This window comes from Pseudomonas sp. B21-035 (assembly GCF_024748945.1).
Taxonomy (GTDB): domain Bacteria; phylum Pseudomonadota; class Gammaproteobacteria; order Pseudomonadales; family Pseudomonadaceae; genus Aquipseudomonas.
Window position 1 is genome coordinate 1,606,908 of record NZ_CP087179.1, and the last position, 19,757, is coordinate 1,626,664.

A 19,757-nucleotide genomic window follows, 5' to 3' on the forward strand; every position below is an offset into this window, starting at 1 on the left:
CAGGCCAAAGGCCGCCGCCCGAGGAGATAGCATGATCGTTCGTCCCGTACGCAGCAGCGATTTACCCGCGCTGATCGAGCTGGCGCGCAGCACCGGCACCGGCCTGACCACCTTGCCGGCCAATGAACAGCGCCTGTCGCACCGGGTCGGCTGGGCCGAGAAAACCTTCCGTGGCGAAGCCGAGCGCGGCGATGCCGACTACCTGTTCGTGCTGGAAAACGACGAAGGCGTGGTGGTGGGTATCTCTGCCATCGCCGGCGCGGTCGGCCTGCGTGAGCCCTGGTACAACTACCGGGTCGGCCTGACCGTCAGCGCTTCCCAGGAGCTGAACATCTACCGGGAAATTCCCACCCTGTTCCTGGCCAACGACCTGACCGGCAACTCCGAACTGTGCTCGCTGTTCCTGCGCGCCGATCACCGCAGTGGCCTCAATGGCCGCCTGCTGGCCAAGGCGCGGTTGCTGTTTATCGCCGAGTTCCCGGAGCTGTTCGGCAACAAGATCATTGCCGAAATGCGCGGTATGTCCGACGAGCAGGGTCGTTCGCCGTTCTGGGAAAGCCTGGGCCGGCACTTCTTCAAGATGGAATTCAGCCAGGCCGACTACCTGACCGGTGTCGGCAACAAGGCCTTCATTGCCGAGCTGATGCCCAAGTTTCCGTTGTACACCTGCTTCCTCTCGGAAGCGGCGCGCAACGTCATTGGCCGGGTGCACACCGACACAGAGCCTGCGCTGGCGATGCTCAAGAGCGAAGGTTTCAGCTACCAGGGCTATGTCGATATCTTTGACGCAGGCCCTGCGGTGGAGTGCGAGACCGCCAAGATTCGTGCGGTGCACGACAGCCAGGCACTGGTGCTGGCTGTTGGCACTCCAGGCGACGATGCCACCCCATTCATCATCCACAACCGCAAGCGTGAAGACTGCCGCATTACTGCCGCACCGGCGCGCCTTGCTGCCGGCACCCTGGTGGTCGATCCTCAGACCGCCAAACGCCTGCGCCTGAGCGCTGGTGACCAGGTGCGTGCGGTACCACTGTCTGCTGCCCGGGAGGCCAAATAATGACGACTCACTTTATCGCCGGCAGTTGGCAGGCAGGGCAGGGCGAAGCGCTGCAATCACTTAACCCGGTCAGCCAGCAGGTTGTCTGGCAAGGCCAGGGCGCCAACGCCGGGCAGGTCGACAGTGCGGTCAAGGCCGCGCGCCAGGCCTTTGCCGGCTGGGCGCTGCAGTCGCTGGAAGCGCGCATCAGCGTGCTTGAAGCCTTTGCCGCGGCGCTCAAGGCCAATGCCGACGAGCTGGCGCGCTGCATCGGTGAAGAAACCGGCAAGCCGCTGTGGGAAGCCGCCACCGAAGTGACCAGCATGGTCAACAAGGTAGCGATTTCGGTACAGAGCTACCGCGAACGCACCGGTGAAAAGAGCGGCCCGCTGGCCGATGCCACCGCCGTGCTGCGCCATAAGCCTCACGGTGTGGTTGCAGTGTTCGGCCCGTACAACTTCCCCGGCCACCTGCCCAACGGGCATATTGTCCCGGCGCTGCTGGCCGGTAATACCGTGGTGTTCAAGCCCAGCGAGCTGACTCCGAAAGTCGCCGAGCTGACGGTCAAGTGCTGGATCGACGCCGGCCTGCCGGCAGGCGTGCTCAACCTGGTCCAGGGCGCCCGCGAAACCGGCGTGGCCCTGGCTGCCAACCCGGGCATCGACGGTTTGTTCTTCACCGGCTCCAGCCGCACTGGCAACCTGCTGCACCAGCAGTTCGCCGGGCGCCCGGACAAGATCCTGGCCCTGGAGATGGGCGGCAACAACCCGCTGGTGGTCGACGAGGTCAAGGACCTTGACGCTGCGGTGTACACCATCATCCAGTCGGCGTTCATTTCCGCCGGCCAGCGCTGCACCTGCGCGCGCCGCCTGCTGGTGCCGCAAGGCGCCTGGGGCGATGCGCTGCTCAAACGCCTGGTCGAAGTGAGCAAGAACATTACGGTCGGTGCCTTCGACCAGCAGCCGGCGCCGTTCATGGGCTCGGTGATTTCCCTGGGCGCGGCCAAGGCACTGCTCGATGCTCAGGCGCACCTGCTCGGCAACGGCGGCGTGTCGCTGCTGCCAATGACCCAGCCGCAAGCCACCGCTGCCCTGCTGACCCCGGGCATCATCGATGTCAGCGCAGTCGCCGAGCGCCTGGACGAAGAGTTCTTCGGCCCGCTGCTGCAGGTGATTCGCTACAGTGATTTCGATGCGGCCATCGCCGAGGCCAACAACACCCAGTACGGCCTGGCCGCCGGCCTGTTGTCCGATTCCCACGCGCGCTATCAGTACTTCTGGCTGCAAAGCCGCGCCGGCATCGTCAACTGGAACAAGCAACTGACCGGCGCCGCCAGCAGCGCGCCATTCGGTGGCGTGGGCGCCAGCGGCAACCACCGCGCCAGTGCCTATTACGCGGCTGATTATTGCGCTTACCCGGTAGCCTCGCTGGAGACCGCCAGCCTGACCCTGCCTGCGACACTGACGCCCGGCGTCTCCCTATAACAAAAGGTCCACGGAGCCTTGCCGATGAAATCGTTTGAAGTGAATTTTGATGGTCTGGTCGGACCGACGCACAACTACGGCGGGCTGTCGTACGGTAACGTTGCTTCGCAAAGCAACAGCCAGCAGGCATCCAACCCGCGTGAAGCGGCGCGTCAGGGCCTGGCGAAGATGAAGGCGTTGATGGAGATGGGCTTCCAGCAGGGCGTACTGGCCCCGCAGGAGCGCCCGGACGTGGCAGCACTACGCCGCCTGGGTTTCACTGGAACCGACGCACAAGTGATCGAGCGTGCCGCCAAAGAGGCCATGCCGTTGCTGGTCGCCAGCTGCTCGGCCTCGAGCATGTGGGTGGCCAACGCCGCCACCGTCAGCCCCAGTGCCGACACTGCGGACGGTCGCGTGCACTTCACCGCCGCCAACCTCAACTGCAAGTACCACCGCAGCATCGAGCACCCAACCACCAGCCGCGTGCTCGGCGCCATGTTTGCTGATAACAAGCATTTTGCCCACCACGCCGCTTTGCCGGCGGTAGCGCAGTTTGGTGACGAAGGCGCGGCCAACCACACACGTTTCTGCCGCAGCTACGGCGAGGCCGGTGTCGAGTTCTTCGTCTACGGCCGCAGCGCCTTCGACACCCGCTACCCGGCGCCACAGAAGTACCCGGCACGCCAGACGCTTGAGGCGTCGCAAGCCGTCGCACGCCTGCACGGCCTGAGCGAGGAGGGCGTGGTCTTCGCCCAGCAGAACCCGGCGGTGATCGACCAGGGCGTGTTCCACAACGACGTGATCGCGGTCGGTAACGGCGAAGTGCTGTTCTACCACGAGGACGCCTTCCTTGAGACCGAGGCGATGCTTGGCCAACTGCAGGCTAAACTGGCTAAACGAGGCGGCAACTTCAAGGCAATCTGCGTACCGCGCTCGGCTGTAACGGTAGAGGACGCGGTGCGTTCGTACCTGTTCAACAGCCAGTTGCTGTCGCGCGCCGATGGTTCGATGCTGCTGATCGTGCCGGAAGAGTGTCGCAACAACGAGCGGGTCTGGGCCTATCTGTCGTCCCTGACCCGCTCGGGCGGGCCGGTCGGCGAGGTCAAGGTCTTCGACCTCAAGCAAAGCATGCAGAACGGTGGCGGGCCGGCGTGCCTGCGCTTGCGTGTGGCATTGAAAGAAACGGAACTGGCGGCGGTCAATCCAGGCGTTATCATGACCGCACCGCTGTACGACACCTTGACCCAATGGGTCGACAAGCACTACCGCGATCGCCTGAGCGAAACCGACCTGGCCGATCCGCAGCTGTTGCTGGAATGTCGTACGGCACTGGATGAACTGACCCAGATCCTCAAACTGGGTTCGGTCTATCCGTTCCAACTCCAACCTTGAGAGAGAATTCGACTATGTCCGACGCCCTGCAGCTGATCCTTGAAGATGAAGATGGTACCCAGCTGGAAACTTCCTGCACCCGCTTTGCGGTGGTCTGGCAAGGCAAGGAGGTATGGATTCAGCAGGATGGCCGTGGTCAGCTGCTGATCGGCGTCGACGTTGAAGAAGACGACACCGAGTACGCCAACCTGCTGCTGCGCCCGCTGGCCACCAACCTGGTGAGCCTGCAGCTGGAAATGGAACCGGCCGATGCCGGCGACGATGATGATCACGTCCATGGTCCCGATTGCGGCCACCATCACTAAGGAATAGCCCATGCTCGCCCTCGGCAAACTGCTTGAACTGACCCTGGCCGGTCGTGAACCGGCAGAGAAGACCCAGCTGACTGTCGAAGGCGTACGCATGCGCTGGCTCGGCGAGGGCGCCCTCGAAGTGCGCCCACCCGATGCCCTTGACAATGGCCTGGACCTGCTGCTTTCGGCGGGTATCCATGGCAACGAAACCGCACCGATCGAGCTGCTTGACCGGTTGCTGCACGACATTGCCCGCGGCGATCTCAAGCCGCGCGCGCGTATTCTGTTCCTGTTCGGTAACCCTGACGCGATCCGCCGCGGCGAGCGTTATATCGAGCAAGACGTCAACCGCCTGTTCAATGGTCGCCACGATCAGACCAGCGGCCCCGAGGCCCTGCGCGCCTGCGAGCTGGAGCGCCTGGCGGCGACTTTCTTCAGTGTGCCTGATCGCACCCGTCTGCATTACGACCTGCACACCGCCATTCGCGGTTCGAAGATCGAGCAGTTCGCGCTCTATCCGTACAAGGAAGGCCGCCAGCATTCGCGCCGCGAACTGGCGCGCCTGAGCGCGGCCGGCATGGAGGCGGTGCTGCTGCAGAGCAAGGTGTCGATCACCTTCACGGCCTACACCTATGAGCAACTGGGGGCCGAAGCCTTTACCCTGGAACTGGGCAAGGCGCGGCCGTTCGGAGAGAACGGCGCGGTCAACGTCGATCGCCTGGAAACCCGCCTCAAACAGATTATCGATGGCACCGAACCCGAGCCGCCTGAGGCCCTGGATGGATTGAAACTGTTCAGCGTGGCGCGCGAGATCATCAAGCACAGCGAGCATTTTCGCCTGAACCTGCCGGCCGATGTCGAGAACTTTTCGGAGCTCGAACCCGGCTATCTGCTGGCCGAGGATATCGCCGATACCCGCTGGATTGTCGAAGAGCAGGGCGCGCGCATCATCTTCCCCAACCCGAAAGTCAAGAACGGCCTTCGGGCGGGTATTTTGATCGTGCCCGCGTCAGATCAGGGCCTTGCTTGAGTTGGGCACGTTTGAACTTAAAAGTGAATTCGCGGAGCCAGGCCCAGCTCCAGGCGCAAGGCATTTTCCGTAAAGGGCGCTGGGTTGGTACGCAGGGCAGGGGTATCGGCGGACAAGCCGAAATCAAAAGGCCTATGGCTGGTGATAATGCCGATGGCCTGCAGTTGCGAATTAGCTACCTCCTGTTGCTTGCCGGCTCGTGTGGTGATCATTGAGGTGCCTGGGAAAACCGAGCCGGTGAGGGAGTTCCAGGCATTGCACAGGCAACGATAGAAATCCAGCAGGGGCAGGTCGTCGGAAGCTGGCCCTGCAGGGTTGAAGTGCAGTTTTCCGCCAGCGTCGCCAATGCCCGGATCGCCGTTAGGTGCAACGAAGTGATCACCGAAACTGTCATCGAAATCCATGTCGGGCTCATAGCCCGAGGGTAAATGGTTCAGGATTTCGTCCACCGTGATCGAGGGTCTGTTGTCCAGTGCCGACAGCAGCTGTCTTCCCGTGCTGGTCTTGCGCAGCAGGTCAAGGTGGTCGGCGACCAGGCGTTGAAAGCGTGAGTCCCCTTGTGGGCGGATACTGTTATTGCCCAGGGCCGCATGTTCAGGGCTTACCGGTTGGCTGAAGCGGCTGTCGCCGGGCAGGTTGCGGGCGTAGAAGATCTCACTGCCTGCGCTGCCCAGCAGGATGTTGCCGTCGATACGGTTTTCTCCTGAGCCCGTTTCGATGTAGGTAAGCCCTGTGCCGAGGACAATACGATTGTTGCCGGCCCCGACGTAGATTTTGCTGTCGCCGCTGCCCGTTTCGATATGGTTGTTGCCATAACCCGCATTGATAATGACTTGGTGATGCACGTCTTCAGTGATCCAGATCCTGCTGCCAGCGTTTTGAGTGCGCAGGACCAGTATTTGATCGTCGTTCATCGCCAGGACAAACCTGGTCGTGCCGATGACAGCGTGCAGGTTGCAGTCCAGGGTTGAAATTTCAATATTTTCAGCAGGTGACCGGACCTGTATATCCACCTGACTTGTGTGAGGGGCGCTGGTTTTCGAGTGCTTGAAGTGTTCCGAGGTGACGGTGACATTGCTGTCCTCATGCAGCAGGATCACTTGACGGACCGCGCCAGGATCCGGGTCATCGTCATACTGGAAGTGGGCATAGCCCGAGCCGCGCCCGGTGAGGTAGTAAGTCGGATTGGGGTTGGTTAAGTTGTACATGTCCACTCCATTGGGCGTTGGGAAAACGTCAGGCTATGGAGGTTTGAACATGTCCGGGCACTACATATTTATGCATCTGTGCGCAAGGCGGGGAGGCTGCCAGGCCCATCGCTGAGCGGTGCCATGGGCCCAAGAACCGGCCGCAGCGGTGCGGCCGGCGCTGGTGATGCAGGACTAGATTGCGCGTTTTTGCGCTACTTCGTTACGGCGTAACGCACGCAACTTCTGCAAGGTATCGGCGCAGGTTTTCGCCGCTTCCACGCCCTTGACCAGGAAGTGTTCGAAGTAGAAGTTCTGGTGCTCGTCGCCGGCATGGAAATGGTGCGGGGTCAGTACAACCGAGAACACCGGCACTTCGGTTTCCAGTTGCACCTGCATCAGGCCGCTGATCACCGACTGGGCGACGAACTCGTGGCGGTACAGGCCGCCATCGACCACCAGGCCGGCAGCAACGATGCCAGCGTAGCGGCCGCCACGGGCCAGCAGCTTGGCGTGCAGGGGGATCTCGAAAGCGCCGCCGACTTCGAAGAAGTCGATGTCGCTGGGCTGATAGCCTTGTTTACCCATTTCCTCGACGAATGCCTTGCGCGCCTGGTCGACAATGTCTTTGTGCCAGCAAGCCTGGATGAAGGCGATGCGCTCGTGGGAAGGGTTCTTGCTATCGATTGCGGTAGGTTGCATTGAAACGGACTCCTGTTTGTATGAGAAACAGGGCGCTGGATCGAAGGGGATTTCGCCGTGCAGGTGCAAAGCGACAGGCGCGGCTGCGCCTATCCCGTTCTCTCTTTATCCGGACTATGACCGTCGGCCCCGGAATCACACCGGGTCTGCTGACCTTGCAGGCTGGCCTGCAAGCGCTCGCGGGCTATGCGCATTGCGCGCAATTACCGCCGGTGGGGAATTGCACCCCGCCCTGAGAACGTTGCCACCGGTATCGGCGGCGGGGAATTATTAGCACAGATGTCAGGTAAACGTATAGGCTGCTAACGGTTTTTTCCGGATGAACGACATTTCATCAGGGAAACCTTGCCAATTGTTTTATACGGCCCCAGTAATACCGTGTCACCAGATCACAACAGGCCCTGAGAGGCCGGGCAGGGTGCCAGCGAGCGGTTTTTCGCTGACGTTGTCGTTGCAGGCCGTCCAATTGACGGTTTCTATAGCATAAACACACTGCACCCGAGCCTAAGGCCCGATATAATGCGGCCCTTTGCCGTCGTTTCGTCAATTTGACGCAAGCATTTGCCTTAAGGCCGCCGTTTCCGTGGAAGAACCTATGAAAAGCGCAGAAATCCGTGAAGCCTTCCTTCGCTTCTTCGAAGAGCAGGGACACACCCGAGTTGCCTCCAGCTCCTTGATTCCGGGCAACGACCCGACCCTGCTGTTCACCAACGCGGGGATGAACCAGTTCAAGGACTGCTTCCTTGGCCAGGAAAAGCGCGCCTACACCCGCGCGACCAGCAGCCAGAAATGCGTGCGCGCCGGTGGCAAGAACAGCGACCTGGAAAACGTCGGCTACACCGCCCGTCACCACACCTTCTTCGAAATGCTGGGCAACTTCAGCTTCGGTGATTACTTCAAGAAGGACGCGATCACCTACGCCTGGACCTTCCTGACCAAGGTGCTGAGCCTGCCGGAAGAGAAACTCTGGGTCACCGTCTATGCCAGCGACGACGAGGCATACGACATCTGGACCAAAGAGATCGGCGTACCGGCCGAGCGCATGGTGCGCATTGGCGACAACAAGGGCGCGCCCTACGCCTCCGACAACTTCTGGACCATGGGCGATACCGGCCCGTGCGGCCCTTGCACCGAGATCTTCTATGATCACGGCGCCGACATCTGGGGCGGCCCGCCCGGCTCGCCGGAAGAAGATGGCGACCGTTACATCGAGATCTGGAACAACGTTTTCATGCAGTTCAACCGCACTGCCGATGGCGTGCTGCACCCGCTGCCTGCACCGTCGGTGGATACCGGCATGGGCCTGGAACGCATCAGTGCGGTCATGCAGCATGTGCACTCGAACTACGAGATCGACCTGTTCCGCAACCTGCTCAGCGCTTCGGCCGCCGCCATCGGCTGCGCCAATGCCGAGCAGTCGTCGCTCAAGGTGGTCTCCGACCACATCCGTTCTTGCAGCTTCCTGATTGCCGACGGCGTACTGCCGTCCAACGAAGGCCGCGGCTACGTCCTGCGCCGCATCATCCGTCGCGCCTGCCGCCACGGTAACAAGCTGGGCGCCACCGGCAGCTTCTTCTACAAGATCGTCGCCGCCCTGGTCGCCGAGATGGGCGAAGCCTTCCCCGAGCTCAAGCAGCAGCAGGCCAACATCGAGCGCGTGCTCAAGGCTGAAGAAGAGCAGTTCGCCAAGACCCTGGAGCAGGGCCTGAAGATCCTCGAGCAGGACCTGGCCGAGCTCAAGGGCACCGTGGTGCCGGGTGACGTGGTGTTCAAACTGTACGACACCTATGGCTTCCCGATGGACCTGACCGCCGACATCGCCCGCGAACGTGAGCTGACCATCGACGAAGCAGGCTTCGAGCGCGAGATGGAAGCCCAGCGTGAGCGTGCCCGCTCCGCCAGCGCCTTCGGCCTGGACTACAACACCCTGGTCAAGGTCGACGTGGCCACCGAGTTCACCGGCTACAACGCCACCGAAGGCAGCGCCAGCATCGTTGCTCTTTATAAGGACGGCAAGGTTGTCGAGCAGCTGGGCGAAGGCGAGGAGGGCGTGGTCATCCTCGACCGCACGCCGTTCTACGCCGAGTCCGGTGGCCAGGTGGGCGACACCGGCTACCTGCAGGCCGACAACGTGCGCTTTGACGTGCGCGACACCACCAAGACCGGCGGCGCCTTCCTGCACCACGGTGTGGTGGCCAGCGGCACCCTGACTGTCGGCACCCAGGTGCAGACCCGGGTCGATGCCGACGTCCAGCACGCCACCTCGCTGAACCACTCTGCCACCCACCTGCTGCACGCTGCGCTGCGCCAGGTGCTGGGCGATCACGTACAACAGAAGGGCTCGCTGGTCGATAGCCAGCGCCTGCGCTTCGACTTCAGTCACTTCGAGGCGGTCAAGCCAGAGCAGCTCAAGGCCCTGGAAGACATCGTCAACCGCGAAGTGCGCAAGAACTCCGAGGTGAAAACCGAAGAGACCGATATCGAAACCGCCAAGCAGAAGGGCGCCATGGCGCTGTTCGGCGAGAAGTACGGCGACAGCGTGCGGGTGCTGAGCATGGGCGGCGATTTCTCCGTCGAGCTGTGCGGCGGTATCCACGCCAAGCGTACCGGTGATATCGGCCTGCTCAAGATCATCAGCGAAGGTGGCGTGGCCTCCGGCGTACGCCGGATCGAAGCGGTCACCGGCGCTGCCGCACTGGCTTACCTGAACGCTGCCGAAGAGCAGCTCAAGGAAGCCGCGCAACTGGTCAAGGGTAGCCGCGAAAACCTGATCGACAAGCTCTCGGCAGTGCTGGAGCGCAACCGCCAGCTGGAAAAACAGCTGGAGCAACTGCAGGCCAAGGCTGCCAGCGTTGCTGGCGACGACCTGTCCAGTGCAGCCGTCGAGGTCAAGGGCGTGAAAGTCCTGGCCGCGCGTCTGGATGGCCAGGATGGCAAGGCGCTGCTGGCGCTGGTCGATCAACTGAAGAACAAACTCGGCCGCGCAGTGATCCTGCTCGGCAGTGTCCATGAGGAAAAGGTCGTACTGGTTGCCGGTGTGACCAAAGACCTGACTGGCCAACTCAAAGCCGGTGATTTGATGAAGCAAGCCGCTGCCGCGGTGGGTGGCAAGGGCGGTGGTCGTCCGGACATGGCGCAAGGTGGTGGCGTAGACACCGCCGCGCTGGACAACGCGCTGGCCCTGACCGTGCCATTCGTGGAGCAGGGCGTTTAAGGCGTACATCGGCCCGCCGTCCAGTGGCGGGCCATGGCGTCGTTTGAATGTTTATTGGGTGCCCTTCATGGGCTGAGGCGGCTTTGAAATGGCGTTGATCGTACAGAAATTTGGCGGTACCTCGGTCGGCACAGTCGAGCGAATCGAGCAGGTTGCCGACAAGGTCAAGAAGTTCCGCGAAGCCGGCGATGACCTGGTGGTAGTACTGTCGGCGATGAGCGGCGAAACCAATCGCCTGATCGACCTGGCCAAGAAGATCAGCGATCAGCCGGTTCCGCGTGAACTGGATGTGATCGTCTCCACTGGCGAGCAGGTGACTATCGCCTTGCTGGCCATGGCCCTGATCAAACGTGGTATTCCGGCGGTGTCCTACACCGGTAACCAGGTGCGGATCCTCACCGACAGCGCGCACAACAAGGCGCGCATCCTGCAGATTGACGACCAGAAGATTCGTGGCGACCTCAAGGCCGGCCGCGTGGTGGTGGTTGCAGGTTTCCAGGGGGTCGACGAGCACGGCAACATCACCACCCTCGGTCGCGGTGGCTCCGACACCACCGGCGTGGCCCTGGCGGCAGCGCTCAAGGCGGACGAGTGCCAGATCTACACCGATGTCGATGGTGTCTACACCACCGACCCGCGCGTGGTGGCCCAGGCCCAGCGCCTGGACAAGATCACCTTCGAAGAGATGCTGGAAATGGCCAGCCTCGGTTCCAAGGTGCTGCAGATCCGCGCCGTCGAGTTCGCCGGCAAGTACAACGTCCCGCTGCGCGTGCTGCACAGCTTCCAGGAGGGTCCGGGTACCCTCATTACCATTGATGAAGAGGAATCCATGGAACAGCCGATCATTTCCGGCATCGCCTTCAATCGCGATGAAGCCAAGCTGACCATCCGTGGCGTACCGGATACCCCGGGCGTTGCTTTCAAGATCCTCGGCCCTATCAGTGCCGCGAACATCGAAGTCGACATGATCGTGCAGAACGTTTCGCACGATAACACCACCGACTTCACCTTCACCGTGCATCGCAACGACTACGACAAGGCCCACAAGGTCCTGGACAAGACCGCCGCCGAGCTCAACGCTCGCGAAGTGGTAGGTGACACCAACATCGCCAAGGTCTCGATCGTCGGCGTCGGCATGCGTTCCCACGCCGGTGTTGCCAGCCGCATGTTCGAAGCGCTGGCCAAGGAGAGCATCAACATCCAGATGATCTCCACCTCCGAGATCAAGGTCTCGGTGGTAATAGAAGAGAAGTACCTGGAGCTGGCAGTGCGCGCCCTGCACACCGCCTTCGAGCTGGACGCCCCTGCCCGACAGGGCGAGTAAGGCGGCTGCCTCTGGGGGCGCGGCCATGCCGCGCCCTTCGTGTTTCTGGCTGGCGTGAGAAATCTGTGCTTTTGCTCGCGCTAGTCAATACTTAGGCGTAGGTCAGCAGCCGTCACGGGTTGTAGGCTGAAGCCCTTTTTTTTGCAGACTGTTATCCCTGAACTGAATTGCGTGAGGAGAAAGCTATGTTGATTCTGACTCGTCGGTGCGCCGAGAGCCTGATCATTGGCGACGGCGAAATCACCGTGACCGTGCTCGGCGTCAAAGGAAACCAAGTGCGGATAGGGGTCAACGCCCCTAAAGAAGTGGCCGTCCACCGTGAGGAAATCTACCTGCGGATCAAGAAAGAGAAGGACGAAGAACCAACCCATTAATTTTTATCGAGTTTTTTTCAAAAAAGAGTTTGCAAACGGGGAAGGGTCTGGTTATTATACGCCCCGTGTTGCGGAGAGGTGGCCGAGTGGCCGAAGGCGCTCCCCTGCTAAGGGAGTATACCTCACAAGGGTATCGGGGGTTCGAATCCCCCCTTCTCCGCCATTATTCATGTAGGACGCTGTAATCTGCCTGGATCGCCTAAGTCGTTGAAATTAAACGAAAAAGTGGTTGGCAAAATGATTTAGCGGCCTATAATGCGCGGTAACAAATGCACTCATAGCTCAGCTGGATAGAGTACTCGGCTACGAACCGAGCGGTCGGAGGTTCGAATCCTCCTGAGTGCACCATACGACGAAGCGGTTTTCAACTTGAATGCTGCTTCAGCTGCAACCAGAGGTGATCTGGTCCATCAAGCGCCAACCCTGCACTCATAGCTCAGCTGGATAGAGTACTCGGCTACGAACCGAGCGGTCGGAGGTTCGAATCCTCCTGAGTGCACCATACACCGAAGCAGTTTTCAGTTTGAAAGTTGCTTTAGCTGTAACCAGAGGTGATCTGGTCCATCAAGCGCCAATCTGCACTCATAGCTCAGCTGGATAGAGTACTCGGCTACGAACCGAGCGGTCGGAGGTTCGAATCCTCCTGAGTGCACCATACAACAGAAAGCCCGCCTATCAAGGCGGGCTTTTTGCTTTCCGGCATTCATCTTCCGGTAAGGCGTGATGAATAGACTGTCATCGTTGCCGTGCCAGCCCCGCGCTATTTTATGCCGATCCCGATGTGTTTTTTTTCGCGCTACCGCCGTCGCACTGTTGCCTGCATACGTTGTCACAAGTATGTCTCGCAAACGATTGTTCTAGCCGCGATTTTTTCAGCACCCTGACAGCTCAAGCGGTGTATGATTGCGCCCGTCAGCCCCGCCGGGGCTTGTGGAATACCACCATGGACTTACCCAGTAGTTACTCAATAGCAAGTTTTGCCAATCAAGAATTGACTGATTGATCTCCCGGCGTGCTCCGCTGCTGGGAGTGGAGTTCGCCTATGACTGAAGTAGAAGTAAAAAAGACGCAAGAAAGCCTGCAGGATCGCCTGGCCCAGGTGGTCGAACTGCTGCAGCGTCAACGCGTGGTCGAAGACCTGACCCACCGTCAGGAAGGTCATCACCATGACCTGGTAGAAAACCTCGTTCACCGCCAGAACCTGGTCGAGCTGCAACGCAAGCTCGACGACCTGCACTCCGCCGACGTTGCCTACATTCTCGAAGCCTTGCCGCTGGACGATCGTCTGACCGTCTGGCAACTGGTCAAGGCCGAGCGCGACGGTGACATCCTCCTCGAAGTGTCCGACTCGGTCCGCGAGACCCTGATCGCCGACATGGACGATCACGAGCTGCTCGCCGCTGCCAAGGAAATGGACGCCGACGAACTGGCTGACCTGGCGCCCGAGCTGCCCCGTGACGTTGTCCACGAGCTGATGGAAAGCCTCGATGCCCAGCAGCGCGAACGCGTGCGTTCGGCCCTGAGCTACGACGAGGACCAGGTCGGTGCATTGATGGACTTCGAGATGGTCACCATCCGCGAAGACGTCAGCCTCGAAGTGGTATTGCGCTACCTGCGCCGGCTCAAGGAGCTGCCAGGCCACACCGACAAACTGTTCGTGGTCGATTACGACGGCATCCTCAAGGGCGTGCTGCCGATCAAGCGCTTGCTGGTCAACGACCCGGAGAAGAAAGTCGCCGAGGTCATGGCCAGCGATCCGGTGAGCTTCCACCCGGATGAAGACGCCTACGATGCCGCTCAGGCGTTCGAGCGTTACGACTTGATTTCCGCGCCGGTGGTGGACAAGAGCGATCGCCTGATCGGCCGTCTGACCATCGATGAAATGGTCGACCTGATTCGTGAAGAAAGCGAAAGCGAAGTGCTGAGCATGGCCGGTCTGCGCGAAGAAGAAGACATCTTCGCCTCGGTCTGGCGCTCGCTGCGCAACCGCTGGGCGTGGCTGGCAATCAATCTGATCACTGCCTTCGTCGCCTCGCGGGTGATCGGCCTGTTCGAAGGCTCGATCGAAAAACTGGTGGCACTGGCGGCGCTGATGCCGATCGTTGCCGGTATCGGCGGCAACTCCGGCAACCAGACCATCACCATGATCGTGCGCGCCATGGCCCTCGACCAGGTCAGCCCCGGCAACACCTCGCGGTTGATGCGCAAGGAGCTAGCGGTGTCGCTGATCAACGGCCTGATCTGGGGCGGAGTGATTGGTGTGGTTGCCTACTTGCTGTATGACAGCTGGTCGCTCGGCGTGGTCATGACCGGCGCCATGACCCTCAACTTGTTGCTGGCGGCGCTGATGGGGGTGTTGATCCCGATGACCCTGGTGCGCCTGGGCCGCGATCCGGCGATGGGCTCCAGCGTGATGATCACGGCGGTGACCGACAGTGGTGGCTTCTTCATCTTCCTGGGCCTTGCCACCATCTTCCTGCTCTGATTGAGCATCCGACAAAAAACACCCCTCGCGAGGGGTGTTTTTTTGCCTGGCGTTTATTGCTCGGTGAGGTGCTCGATAAAGGTCGAGCCGCTGTAGCACTCGCGGAACAACCCGGCCTGCACCAGGCGTGGCATCACCTGTTCAAGGAACAGGTGCACCGATTCCAGCGAGCCACCGGGCGCCGCGATGAAGCCATCGATGGCACCGGATGCAGCCCATTCGACAATACTCTCGACGGCATCGTCCACCGTACCGATCACCTGCCAGTGTGCAGCCGAGATCACCTCTGGGCGCAACAGTAACTCACTGACCCGCAGCGATTCACGTTCGATCAGGCGTCGCAGCAGGTTGGTGTGGGTACGGCTGCCAGGATTGCTCACGGGCGCAGGCAGGTCAGCGGCGGTGATCGGGCGGTCTTCTGGCCATTGGTTGAGGTCGAGCCCGGTCATCTCCTTGATCGAGGCAAACTTGCGCGGCTTGTCGATGCGCGCGTGGGTGCACATGAACAGCTCGCGGGCCTGTTCGCGGGTCTCGGCCAGGTACAGGCTCAGGCCGGGCAGCAGGCGAATGTCGGCCGGATCGCGGCCGTGTTTTTCAGCGCGGCGGGACAGGTCGTGACGCAGCTCGAGCGCAGCGTCGATATCCGGCGTGGGGGCGAATACCAGGTCGGCCACCGACGCGGCAAAGTCACGGCCCGAATCGGATGCGCCGGCTTGCACCAGCGGGATTCGGGTGTTGGCGTACACCGGCAGGTTGAGTGGGCCCTTGACCTTCAGGTGAGCGCCGTCGTGGTCGATCGGGCGAACCTGTGAGGCGTCGGCGTAACGGCCCGTGCTGCGATCCAGTTTCAGGGCGTCGCTGGGGAAGCTGTCCCACAGCTGATGAACCACCCGGGTGAACTCCGCAGCCCGCTGGTAACGCTCATCGGCACTGGGCATTGCCGTCAGGCCGAAATTCTCGTGGCCTTGCAGCGCGGTGACGATGTTCCAGCCGACCCGGCCCTTGCTGATCCAGTTCAAAGACTGCAACTGGCGGGCGACTACATAGGGCGGCAGGAAGGTGGTCGATACGGTCGAAACCAGGCCGATCTTCGAGGTGTGCTGGGCAACTGCGGCGAGCAGGATGCTCGGGTCGAGGCTGGCGAAGCCCGAGCCGCTTTCGAGCATCTCCGGCACCAAAGCATGAACATCGGGGCGAAAGACAAAGTCCAGGTGCGCAGCTTCTGCGCGCTTGGCCAGATCAATCGCAAACTCGGCGGTGAAAATACCTTCTATGTTGCTGTTCTCGCGCCGCCAGCCATCGCCGCTCAACCAGGTCGGTGCCAGTGACAGGCCAATGTGCAGGCGCTTGGGGGTACTCATCCTTGCAATTCTCCTTGTGGTCTTTTGATGGGCTCAGAACGCGCCCTTGACGCCGACGCCGACCATGCGCGGCAGGGTCATGCTCGCCTCGGTGCCGCCGATGCCGCGGTTCTGCTGCATATAGGTGGGCGAGCGGTCGTCGAACACGTTCTTCACGTAGCCGTACAGCTGCACCTGCTTGTTGAACTGGTAACTCATCCGCGCATCGGTGAGGGTGTAGGGCTTCACCGAGTAGGACGAGGTGTTGGCGGTGTCGGAGTAATAGCCATCCAGGTGACGGACCTGGACGTTGAGGTTGAGTTTGTCGGTGATGTCCCAGCTCGGGCCAACGCTCAGGGTGTAACCGGGGGAGCGGGCAAACTCGTTGGCCTGGTAGTCGGCGTTGCTGGAGATCTTGTCGATGCGTGTACGCAAGGCGCCGGCACTGGCCTTGAGGGTCAGGTTGTCGAGCACACGGTAGTCGGCGCTCAGCTCCAGGCCATAGGCGTGGGCCTTTTCGGCGTTGATGGTGTAGGACTGGGCGACACCCGGGGAAATCACCACTGGGATGTTGTACTGAGCGTCCTTGAAGTCCATATAGAACAGGTTGCTGCTGAGGATCAGGCGGTCGTCGAGCAGGTTGGCGCGGCTGAACAGCTCATAGTTCCAGATCGACTCTTCCTTGAAGTACGCCCATTGCCGGGTGGTCAGATTGAGCGACACGCCACCGGGATTGTAACCGCGGCTGACCAGGGCGCCGACGGTCCAGTCCGGCGTCGCTGCGTAAGCCAGCGAGACCTTGGGCAGCAGGGCGGAGAAGGTTTTCTCGTAGTCCAGTGCCGTCGGTGCCAGCACCGAATTGCCCTGGCGCTCGATGTGATCCTGCTGAAAGCGCAGGCCGGTGCTCAGGGTCCAGCGCTCACTCAGGCGGTAGCTGAGTTCGCCGAAGATGCCGAGGTTCTCCTTGGTGTCATCGAAGGCCGAGAGCCCGCGCAGGTTCAGGGTTTCGTCGGTCTTGGTGTGGGCGTAGTAGATGCCACCCATGCCGCTTAGGGTATCCAGGGCGTCGCCGAAGGTGATGCGCGATTCGTTGGAGGCGTTTTTCTGCTTGATATCGGCGTCGCCTTCGCCGGCGATGCCGGTGAACCGCTGCACGTTGGACAGCGAGTATTGCGCCTGGTTGAACAGTTTGATGCCGTTGTCGAAGTCGTAGCTGACATCCACCACGCTGGTGTTGGTGTCCTGCTCCCAGCTGGGCATGGTGGTGGTGTCGTGGTCGAGCTTGTGCAAGGGCGCCGAGGCGGCCTCCTGGCTCGGACGGTTGCTGTCGTTGTGCGCGAAGGTGTACTTGGCCTCAAGGCCCGGCAGCGACTCGGGCACCCACAGCAGCTTGGCCCGGGCGGTGACGGCGCGGAAGTTCTGGTCGGCCTTGCCGCGCTGGAACTTCGGGTTGTCGTAATCGATGAAAGTGTCGCGAGCCGAGTAGTCCACCGCCAGGCGGCCGGCCAGTTCGTTGCCCATCAACGGGCCGGAAACAGCCACCGAGCTGCGCTTGGCGTCATAACTGCCGACCTCGGTCTGGTAGGCAGCTTCGGGAGTGAAGGTCGGATCCTTGGTGTTGACGATGATCGCACCGGCAATCGCGTTGGCCCCTTGCGAGGTGGTCTGCGGGCCGCGGAACACTTCGATGCTGTCGATATCCCAGACCGAGGTGGCGCCGAAGAACATCTCGTTGTAATTCAGGTAATGGCCGTCAAGGTTGATTGTCGCCCGTGGCACGGTGCCGCCCCAGAACACGTTCTGGCCGTTGTTCGGGCCCTGGGTGTCCTGGCCGCGGATGATCGGCGCGCCGACCGAGTCGGTGTAGATCACGTTGGGCACATCATTGAGTACTTCGGCCACCGAGGCGCTGCCGGTCTTTTCCTTGTCGATCTCCTTGGCGGTCTTGATCGACACGGAGGAGGCGGTGTCCTTGAGTTCGCGTTCGAGCTTTTCACCGGTGACGATGATCGGCTCGAAAACAATGCCTGGCTTGCCGCCATTAACCTCGGGTTGCCCGAATGCGTAGGGCGAAGCCAGCAATGTCGAGAGTGTGAACACACTAAAGCCTTGGCGCAGTGTGCGATGTGGATGTGCCTTCAAGATGCCCCCAAATGAGAATGATCCTCTTTCCCGTTCGAGGGTAGCACGGTGCTATTGCGTTCCTCAATAAAGAATTCATTCCACAAAATGGCAATAGGTGCGGGTTCAGGGAATCGGTATCATGGCCGCCAACAAGCGCGACCGTGCGCGCCGGCGAGGAGAGCGAAGAATTGAGCAACGAGATGACCGCCCTGGACGAAGAGGCGCAAGCAGCCCCGGAAAAGCGCTCCGGCACTATTCAGTCGGTGTCGATTGCGGTGCGTTTTCTCCAGGTACTGGCCAATGCCGAGAGTGAGTTGGCGCTGGGGGAGGTTGCCAGGCGCACCGCGACCGGTGGCTCGACCGCCCATCGATACCTGCAGAGCCTGGTCAAGGAAGGCCTGGCCAAGCAGGACCCGGCCAGCGGCCTCTACGACCTGGGGCCGGCAGCGCTGAACATCGGCATCAGCGCCTTGAAGCGCGTCGATGCGGTGGATATTGCCGCCCAGCACATGAAGACCCTGGCCCAACAGCATGCCGCCAGCGGCGGGGTGGCGATCTGGACCGACCGCGGCCCGACCCTGGTGCGCTGGTACCGCAGCGCCTACTTCTCGATCAACCCGCTGGCCCTGGGCGACATCCTGCCGATCGACAACACCGCGTGCGGCCTGGTGTTCCAGGCCTTCCTGCCCAAAGCTGTGATCGATGCCGCGCGCAAGCAGCAGCCCGCGCATTTTCGTGGCACGCCGCCTAACAAGGCGCTGCTCGATCAGGTGCGTAATGGCCGTTGGGCCGAGCTGACCAGCCATCTGCTCTCGAACGTCACCGGCCAGGCGGCGCCGGTGTTCGATGCGCAGCAGGAAATCGCCTGCGTAATGACCACGGTCACTGACCTTGGCCAGCTCAAGTCAGCAGAGGATCGCGACGCCCTGCACCGCGAAGCCGGCCTGGTCAACCAGGCCACCGGCGGGCGGATTTTCGATCAGCGCGGTTGAGCCTGGCGACCCTTGGGCACCACCAGCGGCGTGCCGCTGACGGGGTCAGCAATGATCACCGCCGGCAGGCCGAATACCTCTTGCACCAGCGCCTCGGTGAAAATCGCCCCGGGCGCGCCCTCGGCCAGCACCGCGCCATCGCGCATGGCGATCAGGTGCGTGGCATAGCGGCAGGCCTGGTTAAGATCGTGCAGCACCGCCACGATGGTTCGGCCCTGGCGATTGAGATCGCTGAGCAGTTCGAGCAATTCGATCTGGTGGGCGATGTCGAGAAAGGTGGTCGGTTCATCGAGCAGCAGGATCGGTGTTTCCTGCGCCAGCACCATGGCAATCCAGACCCGCTGGCGCTGGCCACCGGACAGCTCGTCCAGCGCCCGCTCGGCCAGCGCGCTGACCTGGGTGGCGGCCATGGCGGCGTTGACCGCCTGCTCATCGGCTGGCGACCATTGGCGCAAGAACGACTGATGGGGGAAGCGCCCGCGAGCCACCAGGTCGGCGACCGTGATGCCTTCCGGGGCCGTGGCGCTTTGCGGCAGCAGGCCGAGGCGCCGGGCAACCTCTTTGGCCGCAAGCGCGGTGATGCTTTTGCCGTCGAGCACCACACGACCATGGGCTGGGGCCAGCAGCCGCGACAAGGCTCGAAGCAGAGTGGATTTTCCGCAGGCATTGGGCCCGACGATCACCGTGAAAGAGCCGTCGGGAATGGCGATGGAGAGGTCGCTGGAGATGGTGCGCTGATCGTAACGCAGCGTCACGGCGTCAGCATGCAGGCGATGCGTCATGGGTAGCCTTTCCTTG

Annotated in this window: 15 protein-coding genes, 4 tRNA genes and 1 riboswitch; of the genes, 14 read left to right on the plus strand and 5 right to left on the minus strand. The window is 61.6% G+C overall.

The window, feature by feature from the left end:
- The first annotated feature begins 31 nt into the window (after positions 1-31).
- Genes astA through astE form a run of 5 tightly spaced genes read left to right on the plus strand, consistent with a single transcriptional unit; the run spans position 32 to position 5,217 of the window.
- Positions 32-1,057 (plus strand): arginine N-succinyltransferase, encoded by a 1,026-nt coding sequence (astA, locus tag LOY22_RS07410; RefSeq protein WP_093385737.1) that lies wholly within the window; start codon positions 32-34, stop codon positions 1,055-1,057.
- Positions 1,054-2,520, plus strand: a complete 1,467-nt coding sequence (gene astD / locus LOY22_RS07415) for a succinylglutamate-semialdehyde dehydrogenase (protein WP_176794339.1) — start codon at positions 1,054-1,056, stop codon at positions 2,518-2,520. The genes astA and astD overlap by 4 nt, the downstream gene beginning before the upstream one ends.
- A 24-nt stretch (positions 2,521-2,544) precedes the next feature.
- Positions 2,545-3,894 (plus strand): N-succinylarginine dihydrolase, encoded by a 1,350-nt coding sequence (gene astB, locus LOY22_RS07420; protein WP_093385733.1) that lies wholly within the window; start codon positions 2,545-2,547, stop codon positions 3,892-3,894.
- A gap of 14 nt (positions 3,895-3,908) precedes the next feature.
- The gene (locus tag LOY22_RS07425; protein ID WP_045200170.1) at positions 3,909-4,199 is read left to right on the plus strand and encodes a topoisomerase II; all 291 of its coding nucleotides are present in this window, start codon (positions 3,909-3,911) and stop codon (positions 4,197-4,199) included.
- Between the two features lie 10 nt (positions 4,200-4,209).
- Complete coding sequence (gene astE, locus LOY22_RS07430) at positions 4,210-5,217, plus strand: succinylglutamate desuccinylase (protein ID WP_045200172.1); 1,008 nt, start codon at positions 4,210-4,212, stop codon at positions 5,215-5,217.
- A gap of 17 nt (positions 5,218-5,234) precedes the next feature.
- On the opposite strand, the gene LOY22_RS07435 is transcribed toward astE, so the two are convergent.
- Positions 5,235-6,425 carry a M91 family zinc metallopeptidase gene (locus LOY22_RS07435; protein ID WP_258597004.1) on the minus strand — a complete coding sequence of 397 codons (1,191 nt, stop codon included), beginning with the start codon at positions 6,423-6,425 and terminating at the stop codon, positions 5,235-5,237.
- 174 nt (positions 6,426-6,599) lie between these two features.
- Positions 6,600-7,106: a 6,7-dimethyl-8-ribityllumazine synthase gene (locus LOY22_RS07440; protein ID WP_045200175.1), complete on the minus strand. Its 507-nt coding sequence runs from the start codon at positions 7,104-7,106 to the stop codon at positions 6,600-6,602.
- Between the two features lie 92 nt (positions 7,107-7,198).
- Positions 7,199-7,350: riboswitch (FMN riboswitch) on the minus strand.
- 351 nt (positions 7,351-7,701) lie between these two features.
- Between LOY22_RS07440 and alaS the strand changes: the two genes are divergently transcribed.
- The 8 genes from alaS to mgtE all read left to right on the plus strand — a co-directional run bounded on the left by alaS (position 7,702) and on the right by mgtE (position 14,503).
- Positions 7,702-10,320 carry an alanine--tRNA ligase gene (alaS, locus tag LOY22_RS07445; RefSeq protein ID WP_258597005.1) on the plus strand — a complete coding sequence of 873 codons (2,619 nt, stop codon included), beginning with the start codon at positions 7,702-7,704 and terminating at the stop codon, positions 10,318-10,320.
- A gap of 88 nt (positions 10,321-10,408) precedes the next feature.
- Positions 10,409-11,644, plus strand: coding sequence for an aspartate kinase (locus tag LOY22_RS07450; protein WP_010226665.1), 1,236 nt, complete (start codon positions 10,409-10,411; stop codon positions 11,642-11,644).
- Between the two features lie 185 nt (positions 11,645-11,829).
- On the plus strand, positions 11,830-12,018 hold the full coding sequence (gene csrA / locus LOY22_RS07455) for a carbon storage regulator CsrA (protein ID WP_010226667.1): 189 nt from the start codon (positions 11,830-11,832) through the stop codon (positions 12,016-12,018).
- A 72-nt stretch (positions 12,019-12,090) separates the two neighbouring features.
- Positions 12,091-12,181: transfer RNA gene (locus LOY22_RS07460), tRNA-Ser, on the plus strand.
- A gap of 108 nt (positions 12,182-12,289) precedes the next feature.
- Positions 12,290-12,366, plus strand: a tRNA-Arg gene (locus LOY22_RS07465).
- 77 nt (positions 12,367-12,443) lie between these two features.
- Positions 12,444-12,520, plus strand: a tRNA-Arg gene (locus LOY22_RS07470).
- 76 nt (positions 12,521-12,596) lie between these two features.
- Positions 12,597-12,673, plus strand: a tRNA-Arg gene (locus LOY22_RS07475).
- Positions 12,674-13,060: 387 nt separating this feature from the next.
- A complete protein-coding gene (gene mgtE / locus LOY22_RS07480; protein WP_045200179.1) occupies positions 13,061-14,503 on the plus strand; it encodes a magnesium transporter in 1,443 nt (480 codons plus the stop codon).
- Positions 14,504-14,556: 53 nt separating this feature from the next.
- On the opposite strand, the gene LOY22_RS07485 is transcribed toward mgtE, so the two are convergent.
- Both LOY22_RS07485 and LOY22_RS07490 read right to left on the minus strand, forming a co-directional pair.
- On the minus strand, positions 14,557-15,864 hold the full coding sequence (locus LOY22_RS07485) for an NtaA/DmoA family FMN-dependent monooxygenase (protein ID WP_093385713.1): 1,308 nt from the start codon (positions 15,862-15,864) through the stop codon (positions 14,557-14,559).
- A gap of 33 nt (positions 15,865-15,897) precedes the next feature.
- Complete coding sequence (locus LOY22_RS07490; RefSeq protein WP_093385709.1) at positions 15,898-17,985, minus strand: TonB-dependent receptor; 2,088 nt, start codon at positions 17,983-17,985, stop codon at positions 15,898-15,900.
- A gap of 182 nt (positions 17,986-18,167) precedes the next feature.
- Here LOY22_RS07490 and LOY22_RS07495 point away from each other — a divergent pair, with 182 nt between their 5' ends.
- Positions 18,168-18,959: an IclR family transcriptional regulator gene (locus LOY22_RS07495; RefSeq protein WP_093387648.1), complete on the plus strand. Its 792-nt coding sequence runs from the start codon at positions 18,168-18,170 to the stop codon at positions 18,957-18,959.
- Here the strand turns inward: LOY22_RS07495 and LOY22_RS07500 are convergent.
- Positions 18,947-19,741, minus strand: coding sequence for an ABC transporter ATP-binding protein (locus LOY22_RS07500; protein ID WP_045200183.1), 795 nt, complete (start codon positions 19,739-19,741; stop codon positions 18,947-18,949). The genes LOY22_RS07495 and LOY22_RS07500 overlap by 13 nt on opposite strands.
- Between the last annotated feature and the right edge of the window lie 16 nt (positions 19,742-19,757).